This window comes from Mycobacterium sp. WUMAC-067 (genome assembly GCF_020217485.1).
GTDB lineage: Bacteria > Actinomycetota > Actinomycetes > Mycobacteriales > Mycobacteriaceae > Mycobacterium.
The window spans coordinates 274,333-291,835 of record NZ_JAEKMI010000001.1; the positions used below are offsets into that span (position 1 = coordinate 274,333).

At 67.0% G+C, this 17,503-nt stretch carries 15 protein-coding genes and 1 tRNA gene; 6 read left to right on the plus strand and 10 right to left on the minus strand.

Annotation, left to right across the window (positions count from 1 at the left end):
- Positions 1-8 precede the first annotated feature (8 nt).
- From JF781_RS01315 to JF781_RS01325, 3 genes are all read right to left on the minus strand, one after another.
- Positions 9-947, minus strand: a complete 939-nt coding sequence (locus tag JF781_RS01315; RefSeq protein ID WP_225326340.1) for a methionyl-tRNA formyltransferase — start codon at positions 945-947, stop codon at positions 9-11.
- Between the two features lie 213 nt (positions 948-1,160).
- Positions 1,161-2,468, minus strand: a complete 1,308-nt coding sequence (locus JF781_RS01320; protein ID WP_225326339.1) for an MCE family protein — start codon at positions 2,466-2,468, stop codon at positions 1,161-1,163.
- Positions 2,469-2,791: 323 nt separating this feature from the next.
- Positions 2,792-4,084 (minus strand): MCE family protein, encoded by a 1,293-nt coding sequence (locus tag JF781_RS01325; protein ID WP_225326569.1) that lies wholly within the window; start codon positions 4,082-4,084, stop codon positions 2,792-2,794.
- 307 nt (positions 4,085-4,391) lie between these two features.
- Between JF781_RS01325 and JF781_RS01330 the strand changes: the two genes are divergently transcribed.
- Both JF781_RS01330 and JF781_RS01335 read left to right on the plus strand, forming a co-directional pair.
- Complete coding sequence (locus JF781_RS01330) at positions 4,392-4,928, plus strand: hypothetical protein (protein ID WP_225326338.1); 537 nt, start codon at positions 4,392-4,394, stop codon at positions 4,926-4,928.
- A gap of 20 nt (positions 4,929-4,948) precedes the next feature.
- A complete protein-coding gene (locus JF781_RS01335) occupies positions 4,949-5,437 on the plus strand; it encodes a glutathione peroxidase (RefSeq protein ID WP_225326337.1) in 489 nt (162 codons plus the stop codon).
- Positions 5,438-5,448: 11 nt separating this feature from the next.
- On the opposite strand, the gene JF781_RS01340 is transcribed toward JF781_RS01335, so the two are convergent.
- From JF781_RS01340 to JF781_RS01360, 5 genes are all read right to left on the minus strand, one after another.
- The gene (locus JF781_RS01340; protein WP_225326336.1) at positions 5,449-6,228 is read right to left on the minus strand and encodes a DUF3298 domain-containing protein; all 780 of its coding nucleotides are present in this window, start codon (positions 6,226-6,228) and stop codon (positions 5,449-5,451) included.
- Between the two features lie 164 nt (positions 6,229-6,392).
- A tRNA-Met gene (locus JF781_RS01345) sits at positions 6,393-6,469 on the minus strand.
- A gap of 73 nt (positions 6,470-6,542) precedes the next feature.
- A complete protein-coding gene (locus JF781_RS01350; protein ID WP_225326335.1) occupies positions 6,543-7,079 on the minus strand; it encodes a cupin domain-containing protein in 537 nt (178 codons plus the stop codon).
- Between the two features lie 16 nt (positions 7,080-7,095).
- On the minus strand, positions 7,096-7,794 hold the full coding sequence (locus JF781_RS01355) for a nitroreductase family protein (protein ID WP_225326334.1): 699 nt from the start codon (positions 7,792-7,794) through the stop codon (positions 7,096-7,098).
- A gap of 19 nt (positions 7,795-7,813) precedes the next feature.
- Positions 7,814-8,464: an HD domain-containing protein gene (locus JF781_RS01360; protein WP_225326333.1), complete on the minus strand. Its 651-nt coding sequence runs from the start codon at positions 8,462-8,464 to the stop codon at positions 7,814-7,816.
- Between the two features lie 101 nt (positions 8,465-8,565).
- Here JF781_RS01360 and JF781_RS01365 point away from each other — a divergent pair, with 101 nt between their 5' ends.
- Positions 8,566-9,546 (plus strand): GlxA family transcriptional regulator, encoded by a 981-nt coding sequence (locus JF781_RS01365; protein WP_225326332.1) that lies wholly within the window; start codon positions 8,566-8,568, stop codon positions 9,544-9,546.
- 3 nt (positions 9,547-9,549) lie between these two features.
- Here JF781_RS01365 and JF781_RS01370 read toward each other — a convergent pair whose 3' ends face one another.
- Together JF781_RS01370 and JF781_RS01375 are read right to left on the minus strand one after the other, a co-directional pair.
- On the minus strand, positions 9,550-12,531 hold the full coding sequence (locus JF781_RS01370) for a UPF0182 family protein (RefSeq protein WP_225326331.1): 2,982 nt from the start codon (positions 12,529-12,531) through the stop codon (positions 9,550-9,552).
- 74 nt (positions 12,532-12,605) lie between these two features.
- Positions 12,606-13,628, minus strand: coding sequence for a PDZ domain-containing protein (locus JF781_RS01375; RefSeq protein ID WP_225326330.1), 1,023 nt, complete (start codon positions 13,626-13,628; stop codon positions 12,606-12,608).
- Between the two features lie 106 nt (positions 13,629-13,734).
- Here JF781_RS01375 and JF781_RS01380 point away from each other — a divergent pair, with 106 nt between their 5' ends.
- The 3 genes from JF781_RS01380 (at position 13,735) to JF781_RS01390 (ending at position 17,456) form a co-directional block, all read left to right on the plus strand.
- Positions 13,735-15,129, plus strand: a complete 1,395-nt coding sequence (locus JF781_RS01380) for a zinc-dependent metalloprotease (RefSeq protein WP_225326329.1) — start codon at positions 13,735-13,737, stop codon at positions 15,127-15,129.
- Between the two features lie 87 nt (positions 15,130-15,216).
- The gene (locus JF781_RS01385) at positions 15,217-16,032 is read left to right on the plus strand and encodes a cyclodehydratase (protein WP_225326568.1); all 816 of its coding nucleotides are present in this window, start codon (positions 15,217-15,219) and stop codon (positions 16,030-16,032) included.
- An 80-nt stretch (positions 16,033-16,112) separates the two neighbouring features.
- Positions 16,113-17,456: an AarF/ABC1/UbiB kinase family protein gene (locus JF781_RS01390; RefSeq protein ID WP_225326328.1), complete on the plus strand. Its 1,344-nt coding sequence runs from the start codon at positions 16,113-16,115 to the stop codon at positions 17,454-17,456.
- The last annotated feature ends 47 nt before the right edge of the window (positions 17,457-17,503 follow it).

Consider the following 17,503-nt stretch of genomic DNA (forward strand, 5'->3'; position numbering starts at 1 on the left):
GCAACGTGTCAGGGCTGGCTGGTCAGGTAACCGCCTCGCCGGAAGAACTTTCCCCCGCCGCACTCGACTCCGTCCGCAGAGCGGACGCGGGTGATCACCAGCCCGCGGTTGTTGCCCCGATTCGAGTCGGGGCCGCAGACCACCGCGCCGCCCTCCTCCTGGACGATCACCCGGCCCGGCGTGCCACCGTAACCGGCCTCGGAAACGCGCGCCTCGAGGATTTCGATCCGCTCGCCTCGGTAGAAGCTGTAGGCGCGCGGGTAGGGGTCGGACAGCGCGCGCACAAACCGCTCCAGGTCCTCGGCCGCCCAACCCCAGTCGATCAAACTGTCACGCTCCGAACGCTTGTGGAAGTACGTCCGCTCGGCCTTGTTCTGCGGTCGCCAGACCGCAGTGCCGGACTCCAGCGCACCGAGTGCCTCGGCCAGCACTTCCGGGATCAGATCCATGCCGCGCAGCACCAGTTCGGTGCCGGTGTCGTCGGGACCGATCGGCACCGAGCGCTGCACGAGAATGTCCCCGGTGTCCAGGCCGTCGTCCATCCGGTGCACCGTCAGCCCGAACTCGGACTCGCCGCTGATCAACGCCCACAGCACGGGCGAAAACCCGGTGAACCTCGGCAACAGCGAGTCGTGGAAGTTCAAGGTTCCGTGCGGCGGCAGGTTGTACAGTTCCGCCGGCATCCGGTAGTACCAACTGTTGACGACGATGACGTCGGGCTCGGCGCGCTTGACCAGATCGATGGTTTCCGCGTCGACCGTCTCGGTCAGATGCAACGGGATGCCGTGGTCACGCGCGAGGTCCTCCACCGGCGCCGACCAGATCGCCTTGTACGATTCCTCGCTGGAAGGGTGGGTGACCGCCAGGGGGACCTCATGGTCCATCTCGGTGAGCGCCTCGAGGGTCCGGTAGCCCCAGGTCTGGAATCCGAAAAAGACGATGCGCATGCGTGAACCCCTTGTAGCTCGTGACGGACGACCAGTGGCTACGCCCCCCTCGATCCAGGCAACGGCGCCCACAACTCAGTGAGCTTACGTTAGCCTTACCTAAGTGCTCCAGCCGGGCGCGTGCACGCGAAATAAGCATCGCGCTTACGGCGCTTCACCAATCCTTGAAAGCGCGAAACCTGGCTTGCGCCAAGCGTTGTCGGGGCTGGGCCGCTAGGGGTTGATGGTGTTGTCGCCGACCTGGCGGCCCCAGACGTACTCGATCGCGTACGGCGATCCGGTGTCCAGGTGGTTGTAGGGCGCGATGCTGTTGCCGGTGTCCATCACCAATTCCGGTGCGGGCCACAGGTCGCGGCTGATCTTCTGCCAGCAACCCGGCGCACCCCCGGGGCCGCCGCGGGCGTTCACCCGCGGCAGGTTCTCGGGCCAGATGTAGGGGTTGGGCGCCCCGCCGACCACCCCGGCGACGCCGCCCACCAGCGACGCGATGACGGGCACCGCAGACACCGGGTTCGCGATCAGTCCGAGCCCGGAGAGCACCTCGGTGTCCATGTTCAGCGAGTAGCCGTTGAACCCGCCTTCGGCAGCGCCCGTGGGGCCCAACGCGTCAACTTCGCTGCGCATCAGGCAATAGATTTCCGGGCTGTAGGTGTCCAGCAGCTGGGCCGTCGGCACCAGATCGGCGGCGCCGCGCGCCAGAAACGGCCCACCCTTCTCGAAGATCTCCGCCCCGGTGCTACCGAACCCCGCCGCCGACAACAACGCCTGATCCAAATCCTTTTGCTGCGCGTTGAATGTGCGCGCGGTGACCACCGCGTTGTTCAAGAAGTCGAACAGATCCGGCGACGCGTCGGCATAGGTGTCCCCCAACGCCGCCAACTGCTGAATATCCTTGCGCGCCTGCGGCATCCGCGGATTCACCTCATCAAGAACCGCGTTCGCGTTCACCACCGACTGGCCGAACTTGTCCCCCAGCCCGGCCAACGACTGCGCCGCCGCGCTCAACGTCAGATTCAGCTTGACCGGATCGACCTTCTGCGCGATCGAGGTGATCGTCTGAAACAACGTGTTGATCTCGGTGGTCACCGAACGCGCATCGAGCACGGTGTGCGCCGAGATCTTCTGCGCCGACGGGTTGGCCGGCGTCGTCAGCGACACATACTTGCCGCCGAACACCGTCGTCGCCTTGATATCAGCATTCACATTCGACGGGATCAGCTTCAGGTACCGCGGATAGACCTCCAGCGTGAACTTCGCCGCCGGCTTCCCGTCACGCACCGTCTCGGCGATCTTGCCGACCCGGCCGATCTCCACCCCGTTATAAGTGACCTTCGACCCCGGATCCATCACCAACCCCGCCCGCGACGCCAACATCGTCAGGTTGGTCTTAGCGGTGAAGCCCCCTCGGAACTGGATGTACACCAAGGTGAAGATCACCGCGAGCACCACCACGACGACGAGGGTGATCCACTTGTAGGGCGGCTCCCGCGAGTCGTTGATCTGAACAGGTGAACCTTCCATGGCGTTACACCAGGAGTCCGAAGGTCGGCCGGTATTCCGCGCTCGGCGACAGCCAGGGATGCGGTTGGTTATTCAGATAACCCACCGACGCCACCACTGCCCCTCATGGTCGGTGCCGCGGCCTGACGGCGCTGCGGCAAATCACTCCCCCGACTTACTGTCCGTTACCAGGGGCTCTGTACACAGATGCAATAACGAAGACCAGTGCAATGTACCGCGACGCGGCGGCACGAACAAAGCAACACCGAATACTCGCGCCGAGCGCGGCGGACCACCGATCATGCCGGCGCGCGAATGATGGTTCCCGGCAACTCTTTCGCGCGCTAGGGGTTGATCGTGTTGTCGCCGACCTGACGGCCCCAGACGTACTCGATCGCGTACGGCGATCCGGTGTCCAGGTGGTTGTAGGGCGCAAGGCTGTTGCCGGTGTCCATCACCAATTCCGGTGCGGGCCACAGATCGCGGGTGACCCGCTGCCAGCAACCCGGCGCACCCCCGGGGCCGCCGCGGGCGTTCACCCGCGGCAGGTTCTCGGGCCAGACGTAGGGGTTGGGCGCCCCGCCGACCACCCCGGCGATGCCGCCGAGGAGCGAGGCGAGGACGGGGACGGTGGCGACCGGGTTGAGCAACAGACCTAAGCCCGAGGTGACCTCGGTGTCCATGTTCAGCGAGTAGCCGTTGAAGCCGCCCTCGGAGGCGCCGGTGATGGGCACGATGTCGTGGTAGTTGTGCAGGGTGCAATAAAGTTCGGGGCTGTAGGTGTCCAGCAGCTGGGCCGTCGGCACCAGATCGGCGGCGCCGCGCGCCAGAAACGGCCCACCCTTCTCGAAGATCTCCGCCCCGGTGCTACCGAACCCCGCCGCCGACAACAACGCCTGATCCAAATCCTTTTGCTGCGCGTTGAATGTGCGCGCGGTGACCACCGCGTTGTTCAAGAAGTCGAACAGATCCGGCGACGCGTCGGCATAGGTGTCCCCCAACGCCGCCAACTGCTGAATATCCTTGCGCGCCTGCGGCATCCGCGGATTCACCTCATCAAGAACCGCGTTCGCGTTCACCACCGACTGGCCGAACTTGTCCCCCAGCCCGGCCAACGACTGCGCCGCCGCGCTCAACGTCAGATTCAGCTTGACCGGATCGACCTTCTGCGCGATCGAGGTGATCGTCTGAAACAACGTGTTGATCTCGGTGGTCACCGAACGCGCATCGAGCACGGTGTGCGCCGAGATCTTCTGCGCCGACGGGTTGGCCGGCGTCGTCAGCGACACATACTTGCCGCCGAACACCGTCGTCGCCTTGATATCAGCATTCACATTCGACGGGATCAGCTTCAGGTACCGCGGATAGACCTCCAGCGTGAACTTCGCCGCCGGCTTCCCGTCACGCACCGTCTCGGCGATCTTGCCGACCCGGCCGATCTCCACCCCGTTATAAGTGACCTTCGACCCCGGATCCATCACCAACCCCGCCCGCGACGCCAACATCGTCAGGTTGGTCTTAGCGGTGAAGCCCCCTCGGAACTGCCCATACACCAAGGCCAAAATCACCGCGAGCACGAGCAGCGTGACGAGGGCGATCCACTTGTAGGGCGGTGTTCGTTGCGAGTTGATCTGCACGGGTGAACCGGGACTTCGCTGTTCCGACACCACCGTCGCCGCCCCTCACGTTCGCGCCACGCGCCTTCCCGGTGCTGTGGCGAACCGCGTCCCCCGGGTCAGAGCCGATACCAGGGGCCCTTGCAACAAGGTTCACTGAAATGTACCGCGACGGCCCCGCTTGTGCGAACCGTCATTAACAAATTCGTCTGACGCCTTTTGCAGCGCGCTCAATTTTACGAGACGCGACGGCGCGACCCGTCTCCGGTAGCGGCACGCCCGTCCACGTCCGGGTCTACGCTCGGATAGCGGTCAGGAAAGGGGCGCAATGCTCGCAGCGTTCGGATTCGAATCCCTGGGTGTGGTCGTCGGGGACATGTATTTCGTCGACCCGTCCCCGCTCGAAGGTCAGGAAACCCCGGAGCGGGGAGTCAGACTGGAACTGCGCCTCGTCGACCGGGCCGAGCCGCAGGGCTCGATCTATGCCGGCGTCCCGATCGCCTTTACCCGCCCGGTGTGGCGGGTGGACCTATTCGGATCGGCGGAAAGCCCGCCGGGGACGCTGGACCGGGCCCATCACCACCCGCGTTTCGACGGTTGGGAACCCGGACGCCGGCACTTCGTGCCCGAGCTGTCGGCCGACCCGGTGTCGTGGTTGGCCGAGCAGTTGGCCGACCCGTCCGCCGTGCTGGCCCGGGCCGGCGTCGACGCCGACGAGGTCAGCGAGGCCGACAAGAAGGGGCTCGCCGCCGCGGCGCCGGAGATCGTCGCCGCGGTGCAGCGGCTGCTCGACGGGGTGCGGGACGGGGAGCTGGCCCCGGCCCCCGCCGAGCCGGTTGCGGCCGCCCGTACCGGCTGGCTCTGATCTGCGTTAGCGTCGTCGGCGTGACCCTCAAAGACATCGCCCTTACCACCCTTGACGGCCGGCCCACCACGCTTGCCGAATTGTCCGGCGGCGCAACGCTGGTCGTCAACGTCGCCTCCAAATGCGGTCTGACCCCGCAGTACACCGCCCTCGAGAAGCTGGCCACGGACTATGGCGAGCGCGGCCTGACGGTCGTCGGCGTGCCCTGCAACCAGTTCATGGGCCAGGAACCGGGCACGGCCGACGAGATCCAGGAGTTCTGCTCGAGGACCTACGGGGTGACGTTCCCGTTGTTGGCGAAGACCGACGTCAACGGCGACGACCGGCACCCGCTGTACGCCGAGTTGACCAAAGCCTCCGATGCCGAGGGCCAGGCCGGAGACATCCAGTGGAACTTCGAGAAGTTCCTCCTCGCACCCGACGGCGCGGTGGTCCAGCGCTTCCGGCCCCGCACCGAGCCCGACGCCCCCGAGGTCATCAGCGCCATCGAGGCCGTGCTGCCGCGGTAGATCTGCGCTCGCTAAGCGAGCATCGGGTCGATCGCGGAGCGCGGCACCAGCACCTGAGTGGCGTCGGGCAGCATGCGACCTTGGTCGAAAAAGAAGATCACACCGTCGTTCGTGACGGCGAAATTCTGGTAGTTCGCGGGGTCGTAGGCGGCGGCCGGCGCGATCGTCACCGGCGGTGCCGTCTGCGTCGGGCTCGCGGGCGGTGCGGTCTGCGGCTGGTTCCCCGGCGGGGTCTGCGCCGGGTTCGCGGGCGGCGCGGCCTGCTTCTGCAGCTCGCTCTGCACGACGGGCGCGACGGTCTGCAGCGGGTCGTCGACGCGCCACAAGGGCGTGTTGTTCTTGTCGTCTGAGGCTGCGGTCCACACGATCGCCTTGCGATAGGTCTGGTCCCAGTTGAACGACTTGAACGTCGTCTTGGGGGCGCCGGTGTTCTCGACGACCTTGAACACCACGGCCTCGGTGCCGCGCGGCGGTATCGCCGACCCGTAGTTCGTCGACGAAATAGTCAGCTGGTAGGGCTGGTCGCGGGGTGCGGAGGATTTGGCGGCACTGACGAAATCGTCGCGCTCCTTGGCGATGAACTCCGCCACGGACTTCTCGTCGGGGTAGTTCACCGGGAAGCTGATGTTGACGTTGTAGCCGGGGTCGGCCATCTGGATCTGGCATGCCTGGCCGGTGTTGGCACCCTTGAGTTCGGCGCAGTAGTCCTTCGGCGGCGCGGCAGCGGCGACGCCAGCCGGGCCGAAGAGGACGAGGGCCGTGGCGGACGCTGCCACCTTGAAGCTGCGCATGTGGGATCTCCTCCGACAACTCGCGGTACCGATGCGACGGACGGAGGTAAAGATAGGCCATCGCGTGCCTCGCGAACACATTCCCAACGGATCATTCGCTTTGCGAACGCGTCCCACCCGGCATGAAAACGGCCCCCGGAGCCATCTCCGGGGGCCGTTTTACCTGGTAGCGGGGACAGGATTCGAACCTGCGACCTCTGGGTTATGAGCCCAGCGAGCTACCGAGCTGCTCCACCCCGCGTTGGTGAATGCCAGGTTACCGAACCGGTGTCACGGCGACCAAATCGCGCGCTCAGCGGGGCGGGCGGCCTCGTTCAGTGTGACGGCGGGTTCAGTCCATATCGCTGGGCGATGTCGTCCATCCACTCCGGTGACCCGTAGGTCAGCCCGTATTTGTCGGCGAGTTCGCCGAACTCGGGCAACTCGTGCAGCGGCTTGCCGGCCGGGTCGTCGGCGTGCTCGAGGAGCAGCTCACCGAGTTCGCGGAAATAGTTCTCGAACCCGCCCGGGGTGATGACTTCGATGATGCGGCCCGGCTCGCTGCCGGCGTTCCACATCGCGTGCATCTGCCCGCGGGGCTTGGTGATGTAGCCGCCGGGCCCGAGGACGACCTCACTGTCGTCCGAGCGGAAGCCGATCTCGCCAGCCAGCACGATCGAATGCTCGTCCTCGCGGGTGTGCCGGTGCGCGGCGGTGAGCAGGCCGACCGCAAACGGGTGCTCGACGATGGACACCTCGCCGCCGTTGGTCTTGCCGGACAGCTTGAAGACGGCCCCAAACCCAGGCAGGGCAACGTAATCGCCCTCCCCCGGCTGCACGACCGTGACCCCGATTTCGTTCGCGCCGCTCATCTGACGTTCCTCCTTTTCAGAACCCGACCGCGGTCGCCGTGTCGCCCTGGGGCGGCCAAAGCGGCTGCGGCACTTCGACACCGAACGGCGTGTCCCAGCCGTTACGGGATGAAACCTCGTGCACGGGATGGCGATTGGCCGCGACACCCCATGTGCCCCGCGGGTAGCCGAGGGCCAGCATGGCCGACATCGTCCAGCCCTCCTCGACGGGCACGCCCAACAACTCGTCGACCCTGTCCTCGAAGTTGCGGAGCACCATCGTCATGACGCCGCCGACACCCTCGGCGCGGGCGGCGAGCAGCACACTCCAGATCGCCGGGAAGATGTTGGCGCCGCCGAGGTCGTCGATCGCGAAGACGAAGAGCAACAAGGGAATTTCTTCGAAATGGTCGGCGAGGTAGTCCCCCGAACCTTTGATCCGGCGCATCGTTTCGGCGTGTGCGGCCGCGTCGGCGCCGGGCGCGGGCGCCACCATCGGCCCCGTCCCCGCCCCGAACTTCTCGTATTCGAGGGCGCGGGCCTGCCGGAACAGCTGAGCGAACTCGCGGATGAGCGCCGGATCGTCAACGGCCACAAAGTGCCAGCGTTGGGTGTTGGCCCCGTTGGGGGCGCGAACGGCCGCGTCGAGGATCCGGGCGTGCGTGTCCAGCGGAACCGGATCGGGCCGCAGGCGCCGCATCATCCTGGTCGTGTACAGCGCTTCGTAGATGTCCATCTGTCTACTCCCGTCCGGGCTATTCCGGCCAGCCGTTGTTGAGGATCTTGTCGACGAAATCGACGCGCTCGAACGCCGGATCGAAGTGCGCCAGGACGTCGGCGTTCATGGTGCCGGCCGTGGTGTGCGGGCGGTGCTTCATGCCGTCGTTGAACGCCGCCAGGATGCGCTGCTTGAACTGCGGGCGCGGGTGGGCGGCGATCACCGCGGCGAGCGCTTCGGGGGCCAGCTGCTCGCGCCCGACGCCGACCACGTCGACTTCCACACCGGCCTGCAGCAGCGCGACTTCGGGCGCCAGGAACTCCGGCACGCCGGGGGTGGTGTGCAGGGCGATGCCGAGCCACACCGTGTCGGCGTCGGCCTTGTCGACGCCGGCGTCCATCAGGAAGTCCCGCGCCGCGTTGGCGCCGTCGACCTCGAAGCGGACGGTCGAGTTGCGGTAGTGCTCCGTCAGGCCGAGGTCGTGGAACATGGCCGCGACGTAGAGCAACTCCAGGTTGGGTTGCACCCCGCGGCGCATGCCCTGCAGCGCGCCGAAGAAGAACACCCGCCGGGAGTGGTTGAACAGCAACTCGTCTGCGCTGTCGCGAATGAAGTCGGTGACCTCGCGCACCAGCGCGGTGTCGGGCACGTGGATGCCGGCGATGGTGTCGATCGAACTGGTGGTCATCTTGTCGTCTCCTTCTCCGGTGACCGTCGTGCTCAGTGTGCGACGGTCCGGACGATCCGACGCCGGTCGTTTCAGCCGTCAACTCCCCAGAAAGCGACACAATGGCTCACGTGGCTACAGGTGGAGCGCGTTCCCGGGTGGTGGTCATCGTCGTCTTCGACGGGGTGACGCTGCTGGACGTCGCCGGGGCGGGCGAAGTCTTCGTCGAGGCCAACCGGTTCGGCGCCGATTACCGGCTCACCTTCGCGTCGGTGGACGGCGGCGACGTGACAACGTCGATCGGGACCCGATTGGGGGTCACCCACTCGATCTCGGCCATCGATTCCGCCGACACCGTCCTGGTCGCCGGCAGCGACCACCTGCCGGGGCGACCGATCGACCCCGCGCTCGTCGAAGCCATCGGGTCCGTCTCGGAGCGAACCCGGCGGATGGCGTCCATCTGCACCGGGTCGTTCATCCTCGCGCAGGCCGGGGTGCTGCACGGTCGGCGCGCCACCACGCACTGGCACGACACCCGGCGGCTGGCCCGGGCCTTCCCTGACATCACCGTCGAGCCCGACGCGATCTTCGTCCGCGACGGCGACGTCTTCACCTCCGCCGGGATTTCCTCGGGCATCGACCTGGCGCTGGCGCTGGTCGAAATGGACTACGGCACCGAACTGGTCCGCGACGTCGCCCGGTGGCTGGTCGTCTACCTGAAACGCGCCGGCGGACAATCACAATTCTCGGTGCTGGTCGAGGCCGATCCCCCGCCGCAGTCGCCGCTGCGCGCGGTCACCGAAGCGATCGCGGCCGACCCCTCCGCCGACCACAGCGTGAAAAGGCTTGCGGCACTGGCCTCGTTGAGCACACGCCAGCTGACCCGGCTGTTTGCATCAGAGCTCGGGATGACCCCGGCGCGCTACGTCGAATTGGTTCGAATCGGCTTCGCCCGCAACGCGCTCGAAGCCGGCCGGTCGGTCACCGAGACCGCGGGCATGGCCGGCTTCGGCAGCATCGAAACGCTGCGACGCGCGTTCGTCAACCACCTGGGCATCAGCCCGAAGGCTTATCGGGACAGGTTCCGGACGGCCTACGCCTGAAAGCTACTTGGTGTTGTTGTACTTGGTGATCGCGTCGTCCAGGCGCTGCAACGCGGCACCATAGCCAGCGAAGTCGCCCTTCTTCTGCGCGTCTTTCGCCGCGCCGAGTGCAGCCTGAATCTCTTGCAGCGCAGCGGATTTGGCGGGTGACAGCGCCACGGACCCGTCAGGCACCGGCGGTGCGGCCACCGGCGGCGGCGATCCGGGCGTGATGGCGGGTGCCGGCACACTGGCCGGCGGACTCGCCGCGGGCGTCCCCGACTCGGTGGGCTGAATGCCCGTCGCCGCCGCGCCCGCGCCGGGACCGAACAGCCCGGTGAGCGCGTCGCGCACGGTGGGGCCGTAGCCGATCTTGTCGTTGTACATCATCGCCACCCGGATCAGCCGCGGGTATGACGACGCCGCGTCGCTGGCCCCCGGGGAGGCGTACACGGGTTCGACGTAGAGCAACCCGCCCTGCCCCACCGGCAAGGTGAGCAGGTTGCCCCACCGGATCCGGTTCTGGTTGTCGCGCCCGATCACCCCGAGGTCCTGCGACACCGCCGGGTCGGTGGTGATCGCGTTGTTGGCCAGCTTCGGCCCGTTGACCTGACCCGGGATGGTCAGCACGGTGATCCGCCCGTACGTAGCCGGGTCGGAGCTCGCGCTGATGTAGGCGGCGAGGTAGTCGCGCTTGAACCTGTTCATCGCGCTCGTCAACTGATAGGACGACGAATTGTCGTTCTTCGCAATGTTTTTCGCGACGATGTAGTAGGGCGGCTGGTAGCTGCTGGCCGTGGGGTTCGGGTCCAGCGGCACGTCCCAGAAGTCCGACGTCGAGAAGAACGTCACCGGATCGTTGACGTGATACTTCGCCAGCAGCATCCGCTGCACCTTGAACAGGTCTTCGGGATAGCGCAGGTGCTCGGCCAACTCGGGGCTGATGTCGCTCTTGGGCTTGACGGTGCCCGGGAACACCCGCATCCACGCCTTGAGCACCGGATCCTGTTCGTCTTGCTGATACAGGCTGACGGTGCCGTCATAGGCGTCCACGGTCGCCTTCACCGAGTTGCGGATGTAGGAGACTCGCTTGTCGGGTGCGAGCCGGTTGAACGCCACCTCGTTGGAGTCCGCGGTCGCCGACTCCAGCGACGTGAGTTCGGAGTACGGGTAGTTGTCCAACGTGGTGTAGCCGTCGATGATCCACACCAGTCTCTTGTTGACGATCGCCGGATAAACGGAGCTGTCGGTGGTCAGCCACGGCGCCACCGCCTCCACCCGGCGCGCCGGGTCTCGGTTGAACAGGATCTTGCTGTTCGAGCCGATCACATTGGAAAACAGGAAATTCCGCTCGGCGAACTTGGCGGCGAACACGCTGCGCGACAGCCAGTCGCCGAGGGCGACGCCACCGAGCCCGGTGTAGGTGTAGTTCTTGGTTTCGTTGCTGGTCTCGTAGTCGTATTCGCGATCCGCGCCGTTGCGCCCGACGATCGCGTAGTCCGCCGCCGTGTTGGAGATGACCGGCCCGTAGTAAACGCGCGGCTGGTCGAGCGGCGCGGGACCGTCGGACACCACGTTGCCGTTGGCGCCGACGACGTTGACCAGAAATTCGGGATAGCCACCGTTTTGGTTGGGGTCGTTGGCGATTCCGCGCACCGTGTTGGCCGGCGACGCGATGAACCCGTTGCCGTGGGTGTAGACCGAGTGCCGGTTGATCCAGTCACGCTGGTTGTCGATCAACCGGTCGGGGTTGAGTTCGCGCGCCGCCACGACGTAGTCCCGCAACGACCCGTTGCGGTCGAGGTACCGGTCGATGGAGAGCTGGTCGGGGAAGTAGTAGAAGTTCTTGCCCTGCTGGAACTGGGTGAACGCCGGGCTGACGATGGTCGGGTCGAGCAGCCGGATGTTGGAGGTGGTCGCGCGGTCGTCGGCGACCTGCTGGGCGGTGGCCTGCGCGTCGCCGGTGTAGTTGCGGTAGGTGACCACGTCCGCCGTGAGACCGTAGGCCTGGCGCGTCGCGGCGATGCTGCGGCTGATGTATTCGCTTTCCTTTTGCGCGGCATTGGGTTTGACGCTGATCTGTTCGACGATCAACGGCCAGCCCGCGCCGACGATCAGCGACGACAGCAACAGCAGGACCAGGCCGATCGCGGGAATCCTCAAGTCCCGCAGGACGACCGCGGAGAACACCGCGCCCGCGCAGATCAGCGCGATCGCCATGAGGATCAGCTTCGCCGGCAGCACGGCGTTGATGTCGGTGTATCCGGCTCCGGTGAAGGGCTTGCCGCCGCGGGTGTGCGACAACAGCTCGTAGCGGTCCAGCCAATAGGCGACCGCCTTGAGCAGCACCAACAGCCCGACCAGGGTGACCAGCTGGATCCGCGCCGAACGGCTCAGCGCACCGGTGCGTCCGGACAGCCGAATGCCGCCAAAGACGTAGTGGGACAACACGTTGGCCACGAACGCCAGGAACACCGCCACGAACAGGTAGCTGAGCAGCAGCCGGTAGAACGGCAACTCGAACGCGTAGAAGCCGAGGTCCTTGCCGAACTGCGGGTCCTTGATGCCGAAGTCTCCGCCGTGCAGGAACAGTTGGATCCGCACCCAATAGCTTTGCGCGATGATGCCGGCCAGCAAGCCGATCGCCACCGGTACGCCGACACTGACCAGGCGCAGCCGGGAAAGGACCACGGCGCGGTACCGCGCCACCGGGTCGTTGTCGTTGCTCGGCACGAACACCGGGCGGGTGCGGTAGGCCACCGCGAGCCCGGCGAACACGATGCCGCCCACCAGCAGGCCGGCGATGAGAAAGACCACGAACCGGGTGACGAGCACGGTGGAAAACACCGAGCGGTAGCCGAGCTCGCCGAACCACAGCCAGTCGACGTAGGCGTCGATCAGCCGCGGACCCGCGAGCAGCAAAGCGATCACACCCAGTGCGATCAGGATCAGAATCCGGCTACGCCGAGTCAGCTTCGGCATTCTTGCGGTGGGCCGCATCCCCACTGGCTACGCTCCCTGATCGATTGCTAGACGGTGACAACTCTACGCATTGCGACAACCGGCGATCCCGCGCTTGCCTAGCAACTCGGCGGCTGCCCACCGGACGTGATCGCGTGCAGCGCATCTACTGCCTGGCCGAGCGTCTCGACCTTGACCAACCGCAGTCCGGACGGATTGTCCGAACTGGCCTCGTAACAGTTCTTCGCCGGCACCAGAAACACCGTCGCCCCGGCCGCGTGCGCGGCGACCATCTTGTGCGTGATGCCGCCGATCTGGCCGACCTTGCCGTCGGCGGTGATGGTGCCGGTACCCGCGATGAAGTTCGACCCGGCCAGGCCCCCGGTGGTCAACTTGTCGACCACCGCCAGGCTGAACATCAGCCCGGCGGACGGGCCGCCGATGTTGGCGAGGTTGAAGTCCACGACGAACGGCGCCCACGGCGCGTCGAGCACCGCGACGCCGACGTAGCCGTAGTCGCGGTCCTTGTTGGCGCCCAGCGTGATCTGCGCCACACCGGCGGGTTCGTTCTTGCGGCGGTAGTCGATCGTCACGGTCTGACCGGGTTTGGTGCTCTTCAGCAGCCCGGTGAAAGCGTCGACGGTGGCCACCGGCGTGCCGTTGACCGCGTCGATGGCGTCGCCGGCCTTCAGCTTGCCCGCCGAGGGACCGGGTTCGGGGACCTTCGCCACGGTGACCGCTGAGGGGTACTTCAAATAGCCCAATGCCGCGTATTCGGCGCTGTCCTCGGACTGCTTGAAGTCCGCGTTGTTGGCCTTGTCCACTTCCTCCCGGGACTTGCCGGGCGGGTAGATGAGGTCGCGCGGCACCAGCTGTTCGGTGTCCGAAAGCCAAAGCGTCAGCGCCTCGCCCAGCGTCAGATCGTCGCGCTGGGACACCGTGGTCATGTTCAGGTGACCGGTGGTCGGATGCGTCAGGGTGCCCTGGATCGCCACCACCTGCTTGCCGTCGACCTCGCCGAGCGTGTCGAAGGTGGGGCCGGGACCCAGCGACACGAACGGCACCGTCACCACCGCCAGCAAGACGCCGAACACCACGATCGGCACCAGCGCGACCATCAAGGTCAGGATGCGCCTGTTCACGCCGAACACACTAGACGGGCCACGTCGCCGGTCATTCGGCTGCAAGGGTCCGGTTACGTGGTTCAGCTACAAGCTGACCCGCCGTCGCGCGCCTTCCGATCCCACGGTGAGTACCGTTGGGGTCATGGCTGACCTGCCGTTCGGCTTCTCCCACGGGGAGGACCCCGACAAACCCGGGAAAAAAGATCCCGATTCGGGCTCGAACCCTTCCGACCCGTTCGCCGCGTTCGGCATGAGCGGCGATTTCGGCATGGGTGACCTGGGGCAGATCTTCACCCAGCTGGGTCAGATGTTCAGCAGCGCGGGCACCGTCGGACCCGGCGGAACGGCCTCGGGGCCGGTCAATTACGAACTGGCGCGTCGCGTCGCGTCGAATTCGATCGGCTTCGTGGCGCCGGTGCCGGCCACGACGAACTCGGCGATCGCCGACGCGGTGCACCTGGCCGAAACCTGGCTGGACGGGGCGACGGCACTGCCCGCGGGCACCGCCAAGGCGGTGGGTTGGACGCCCGCCGACTGGGTCGACAACACGTTGGAGACGTGGAAGCGGCTGTGTGACCCGATGGCCCAACAGATCTCGACGGTGTGGGCGGCGTCGCTGCCCGAGGAAGCCAAGAGCATGGCCGGCCCGCTGCTGCAGATGATGTCGCAGATGGGTGGCATGGCGTTCGGCTCGCAGCTCGGGCAGGCGCTGGGCCGGTTGTCCCGCGAGGTGCTGACCTCGACCGACATCGGTTTGCCGTTGGGCCCCAAGGGAATTGCGGCGATCATGCCCGACGCCGTCGAATCGTTCACCACCGGACTCGAGCGGCCGCGCAGCGAGATCCTGACCTTCCTGGCCGCGCGCGAGGCCGCCCACCACCGGCTGTTCAGCCACGTCCCCTGGCTGTCGAGCCAACTACTGGGCGCGGTCGAGGCCTACGCGATGGGCATGCAGATCGATATGTCGGGAATCGAGGAGCTCGCCCGCGACTTCAATCCGGCGTCGCTGTCGGATCCGGCGGCGATCGAAAACCTGTTGGGGCAGGGCGTTTTCGAGCCCAAGGCCACTCCCGCGCAGACGCAGGCGCTGGAGCGCCTGGAGACGCTGCTCGCCCTGATCGAAGGGTGGGTGCAGGTGGTGGTGGCCGCCGCCCTGGGCGACCGGATTCCGGGCGCGGGCGCGCTCGGTGAGACGCTGCGCCGGCGCCGCGCCAGCGGCGGCCCGGCCGAGCAGACCTTCGCGACGCTGGTCGGGTTGGAGCTGCGGCCGCGCAAGATGCGTGAAGCCGCCACGTTCTGGGAGCGCCTGACGCAGGCCGCCGGGGTCGACACCCGCGACGGCATTTGGCAACACCCCGACCTGCTGCCCGACGCCGAGGACCTCGACGAGCCGGCCGGATTCATCGACCGGGTCATCGGCGGCGACACCAGCGGCATCGACGAGGCGATCGCCAAACTCGAGCGCGAGGGCCAGGATCCTGAGGGGCCGGGCCCCGGCACCGGTTCTGTGGATAACTGAGCGGAGCCATTGCCTCCTGCGTGACACAGTTGCGCGGTGACTCAGCAGTGCCAGGCGGTGCTGTCCACCTATGCGCTGGACCCGGCGATGCCGGTGCTGCTGCGGCCCGACGGCGCGGTCCAGGTCGGCTGGGATCCCCGCCGCGCGGTGCTGGTGCGCCCCCCGAGCGGCTTGCCCACCGCCGAACTGGCCACGCTGTTGCGGTCCATGTCGTCCCCGACCCCGCTGCCGGAGTTGCAGCGGCGGGCGCTCGACCGTGGCCTGACCGACGCCGACGGCCTGAGAAGCCTGGTGGCCCAACTCGTCGGCGCCGGGGTGGCGACCGAATGCGGGCGACCGCGCGGCCGGGCCCCGTCGGTGCGCGTGCACGGCCGCGGGCCGCTCTCGGAGCTGCTGATGGAGTCGTTGCGCTGCTCGGGCGCCCGGATCGCGCACAGCAGCCAACCGCACGCCGCGGTGTCGGCCGGCGACGTCGACCTGGTCGTGTTGTCGGACTACCTGGTCGCCGACCCGCGCATGGTGCGCGATCTGCACGATCAGGGCGTCGCGCACCTGGTGGTGCGGGTGCGTGACGGCATCGGGCTGGTGGGTCCGCTGGTGATCCCCGGCGTGACGAGCTGCCTGGCCTGCGCGGACCTGCACCGCCGGGACCGCGACGCGGCGTGGCCGGCGATTTGTGCGCAGCTGCGGGAAACCGTCGGCGTCGCCGACCGCGCCACCGTGCTGGCGACCGCGGCGCTGGCGCTTTCTCAGGTGAACCGGGTGATCGCGGCGGTGCGCGGGCACGAGGCGGCCTCCGATGCGAAGCCACCCCAGACGCTCAACGCGACGCTGGAATTCGATCTGCACGCCGGCGCGATTGTCGCGCGGCAATGGGAGAAACACCCGTTGTGCGCCTGCTGACGCGGGCGCACCCGCTGACCTGCGCCTACGGATTGTGACAACGAGCGTTGTCGTCTTCTCTCCACATCGCGCAGGCCATCATGGATGATGGTTACGTGGCAGACATCAAACGGGGCCGGGCTGCGCGTAACGCCAAGCTGGCCAGCATTCCGGTCGGATTCGCCGGTCGGGCAGCGCTCGGATTCGGTAAACGGCTGACGGGTAAGTCCAGGGACGAGGTCCAGGCCGAGCTTCTCGAGAAGGCCGCCCACCAATTGTTCACCGTCTTGGGTGAGCTCAAGGGCGGCGCGATGAAGGTGGGCCAGGCGCTGTCGGTGCTCGAGGCCGCGATCCCCGAGGAGTTCGGCGAGCCCTACCGCGAGGCGTTGACCAAGCTGCAGAAGGACGCCCCGCCGCTGCCCGCGGCCAAGGTGCACCGGGTGCTCGACGCCCAACTGGGCACCAAGTGGCGTGAGCGGTTCAGTTCGTTCGACGACACCCCCGTGGCCTCGGCCAGCATCGGCCAGGTGCACAAGGGGGTGTGGTCCGACGGCCGCGAGGTGGCGGTCAAGATCCAGTACCCCGGAGCCGACGAGGCGCTGCGTGCCGACCTCAAGACCATGCAGCGGCTGGTCGGGGTGTTCAAGCAACTCGCGCCGGGCGCCGACATCCAAGGCGTGGTCGACGAGCTGATCGAGCGCACCGAGATGGAGCTGGACTACCGGCTCGAGGCCGAGAACCAGCGCGCCTTCGCCAAGGCGTATCACGACCACCCGCACTTCGCGGTGCCGCGCATCGTGGCCAGCGCGCCGAAGGTGGTGATCCAGGAGTGGATGCAAGGCACCCCCATGGCGGAGATCATCCGGCACGGCACCGTCGAGCAGCGCGACCTGATCGGCGCCCGCCTGCTCGAGCTCACGTTCGACGCGCCGCGCCGGCTGGAGATGCTGCACGGCGACGCCCACCCGGGCAACTTCATGCTGCTCGACGACGGCCGCATGGGCGTGATCGACTTCGGCGCCGTCGCGCCGCTACCCGGCGGCTTGCCGATCGAGCTCGGCATGAGCATCCGGCTCGCCCGCGACAAGAACTACGACCTGCTGTTGCCGACGATGGAAAAGGCCGGCTTCATCCAGAAGGGCCAGCAGGTGTCGGTGCGCGACATCGACGACATGCTGCGCCAGTACGTCGAACCGGTCGAGGTCGACGTCTTCCACTACACCCGCAAGTGGCTGCAGAAGATGTCGGCCATCGAGATCGACCGGTCCGTGTCGCAGATCCGCACCGCCCGGCAGATGGACCTGCCGCCCAAGCTGGTGATTCCGATGCGCGTGATCATGTCGGTGGCCGCGATCCTGTGTCAGCTGGACGCCCACGTGCCGATCAAGGCGCTCTCCGAAGAGCTGGTGCCCGGGTTCGCCGAACCGGACAGCGCGGTCGTCTAGTCCGCGCGGTCGTGGAGTTCACGAAAGTGCAACTACCGACCCCCACA

Bases quoted from the DNA above. Each gene is read 5' to 3' on its own strand.
- JF781_RS01315 (WP_225326340.1), bottom strand. From the start codon at position 947: ATGCGCATCGTCTTTTTCGGATTCCAGACCTGGGGCTACCGGACCCTC.
- JF781_RS01320 (WP_225326339.1), bottom strand. From the start codon at position 2,468: ATGGAAGGTTCACCTGTTCAGATCAACGACTCGCGGGAGCCGCCCTAC.
- JF781_RS01330 (WP_225326338.1), top strand. From the start codon at position 4,392: ATGCTCGCAGCGTTCGGATTCGAATCCCTGGGTGTGGTCGTCGGGGAC.
- JF781_RS01340 (WP_225326336.1), bottom strand. From the start codon at position 6,228: ATGCGCAGCTTCAAGGTGGCAGCGTCCGCCACGGCCCTCGTCCTCTTC.
- JF781_RS01350 (WP_225326335.1), bottom strand. From the start codon at position 7,079: ATGAGCGGCGCGAACGAAATCGGGGTCACGGTCGTGCAGCCGGGGGAG.
- JF781_RS01355 (WP_225326334.1), bottom strand. From the start codon at position 7,794: ATGGACATCTACGAAGCGCTGTACACGACCAGGATGATGCGGCGCCTG.
- JF781_RS01360 (WP_225326333.1), bottom strand. From the start codon at position 8,464: ATGACCACCAGTTCGATCGACACCATCGCCGGCATCCACGTGCCCGAC.
- JF781_RS01365 (WP_225326332.1), top strand. From the start codon at position 8,566: ATGGCTCACGTGGCTACAGGTGGAGCGCGTTCCCGGGTGGTGGTCATC.
- JF781_RS01385 (WP_225326568.1), top strand. From the start codon at position 15,217: ATGCCGGTGCTGCTGCGGCCCGACGGCGCGGTCCAGGTCGGCTGGGAT.
- JF781_RS01390 (WP_225326328.1), top strand. From the start codon at position 16,113: ATGGATGATGGTTACGTGGCAGACATCAAACGGGGCCGGGCTGCGCGT.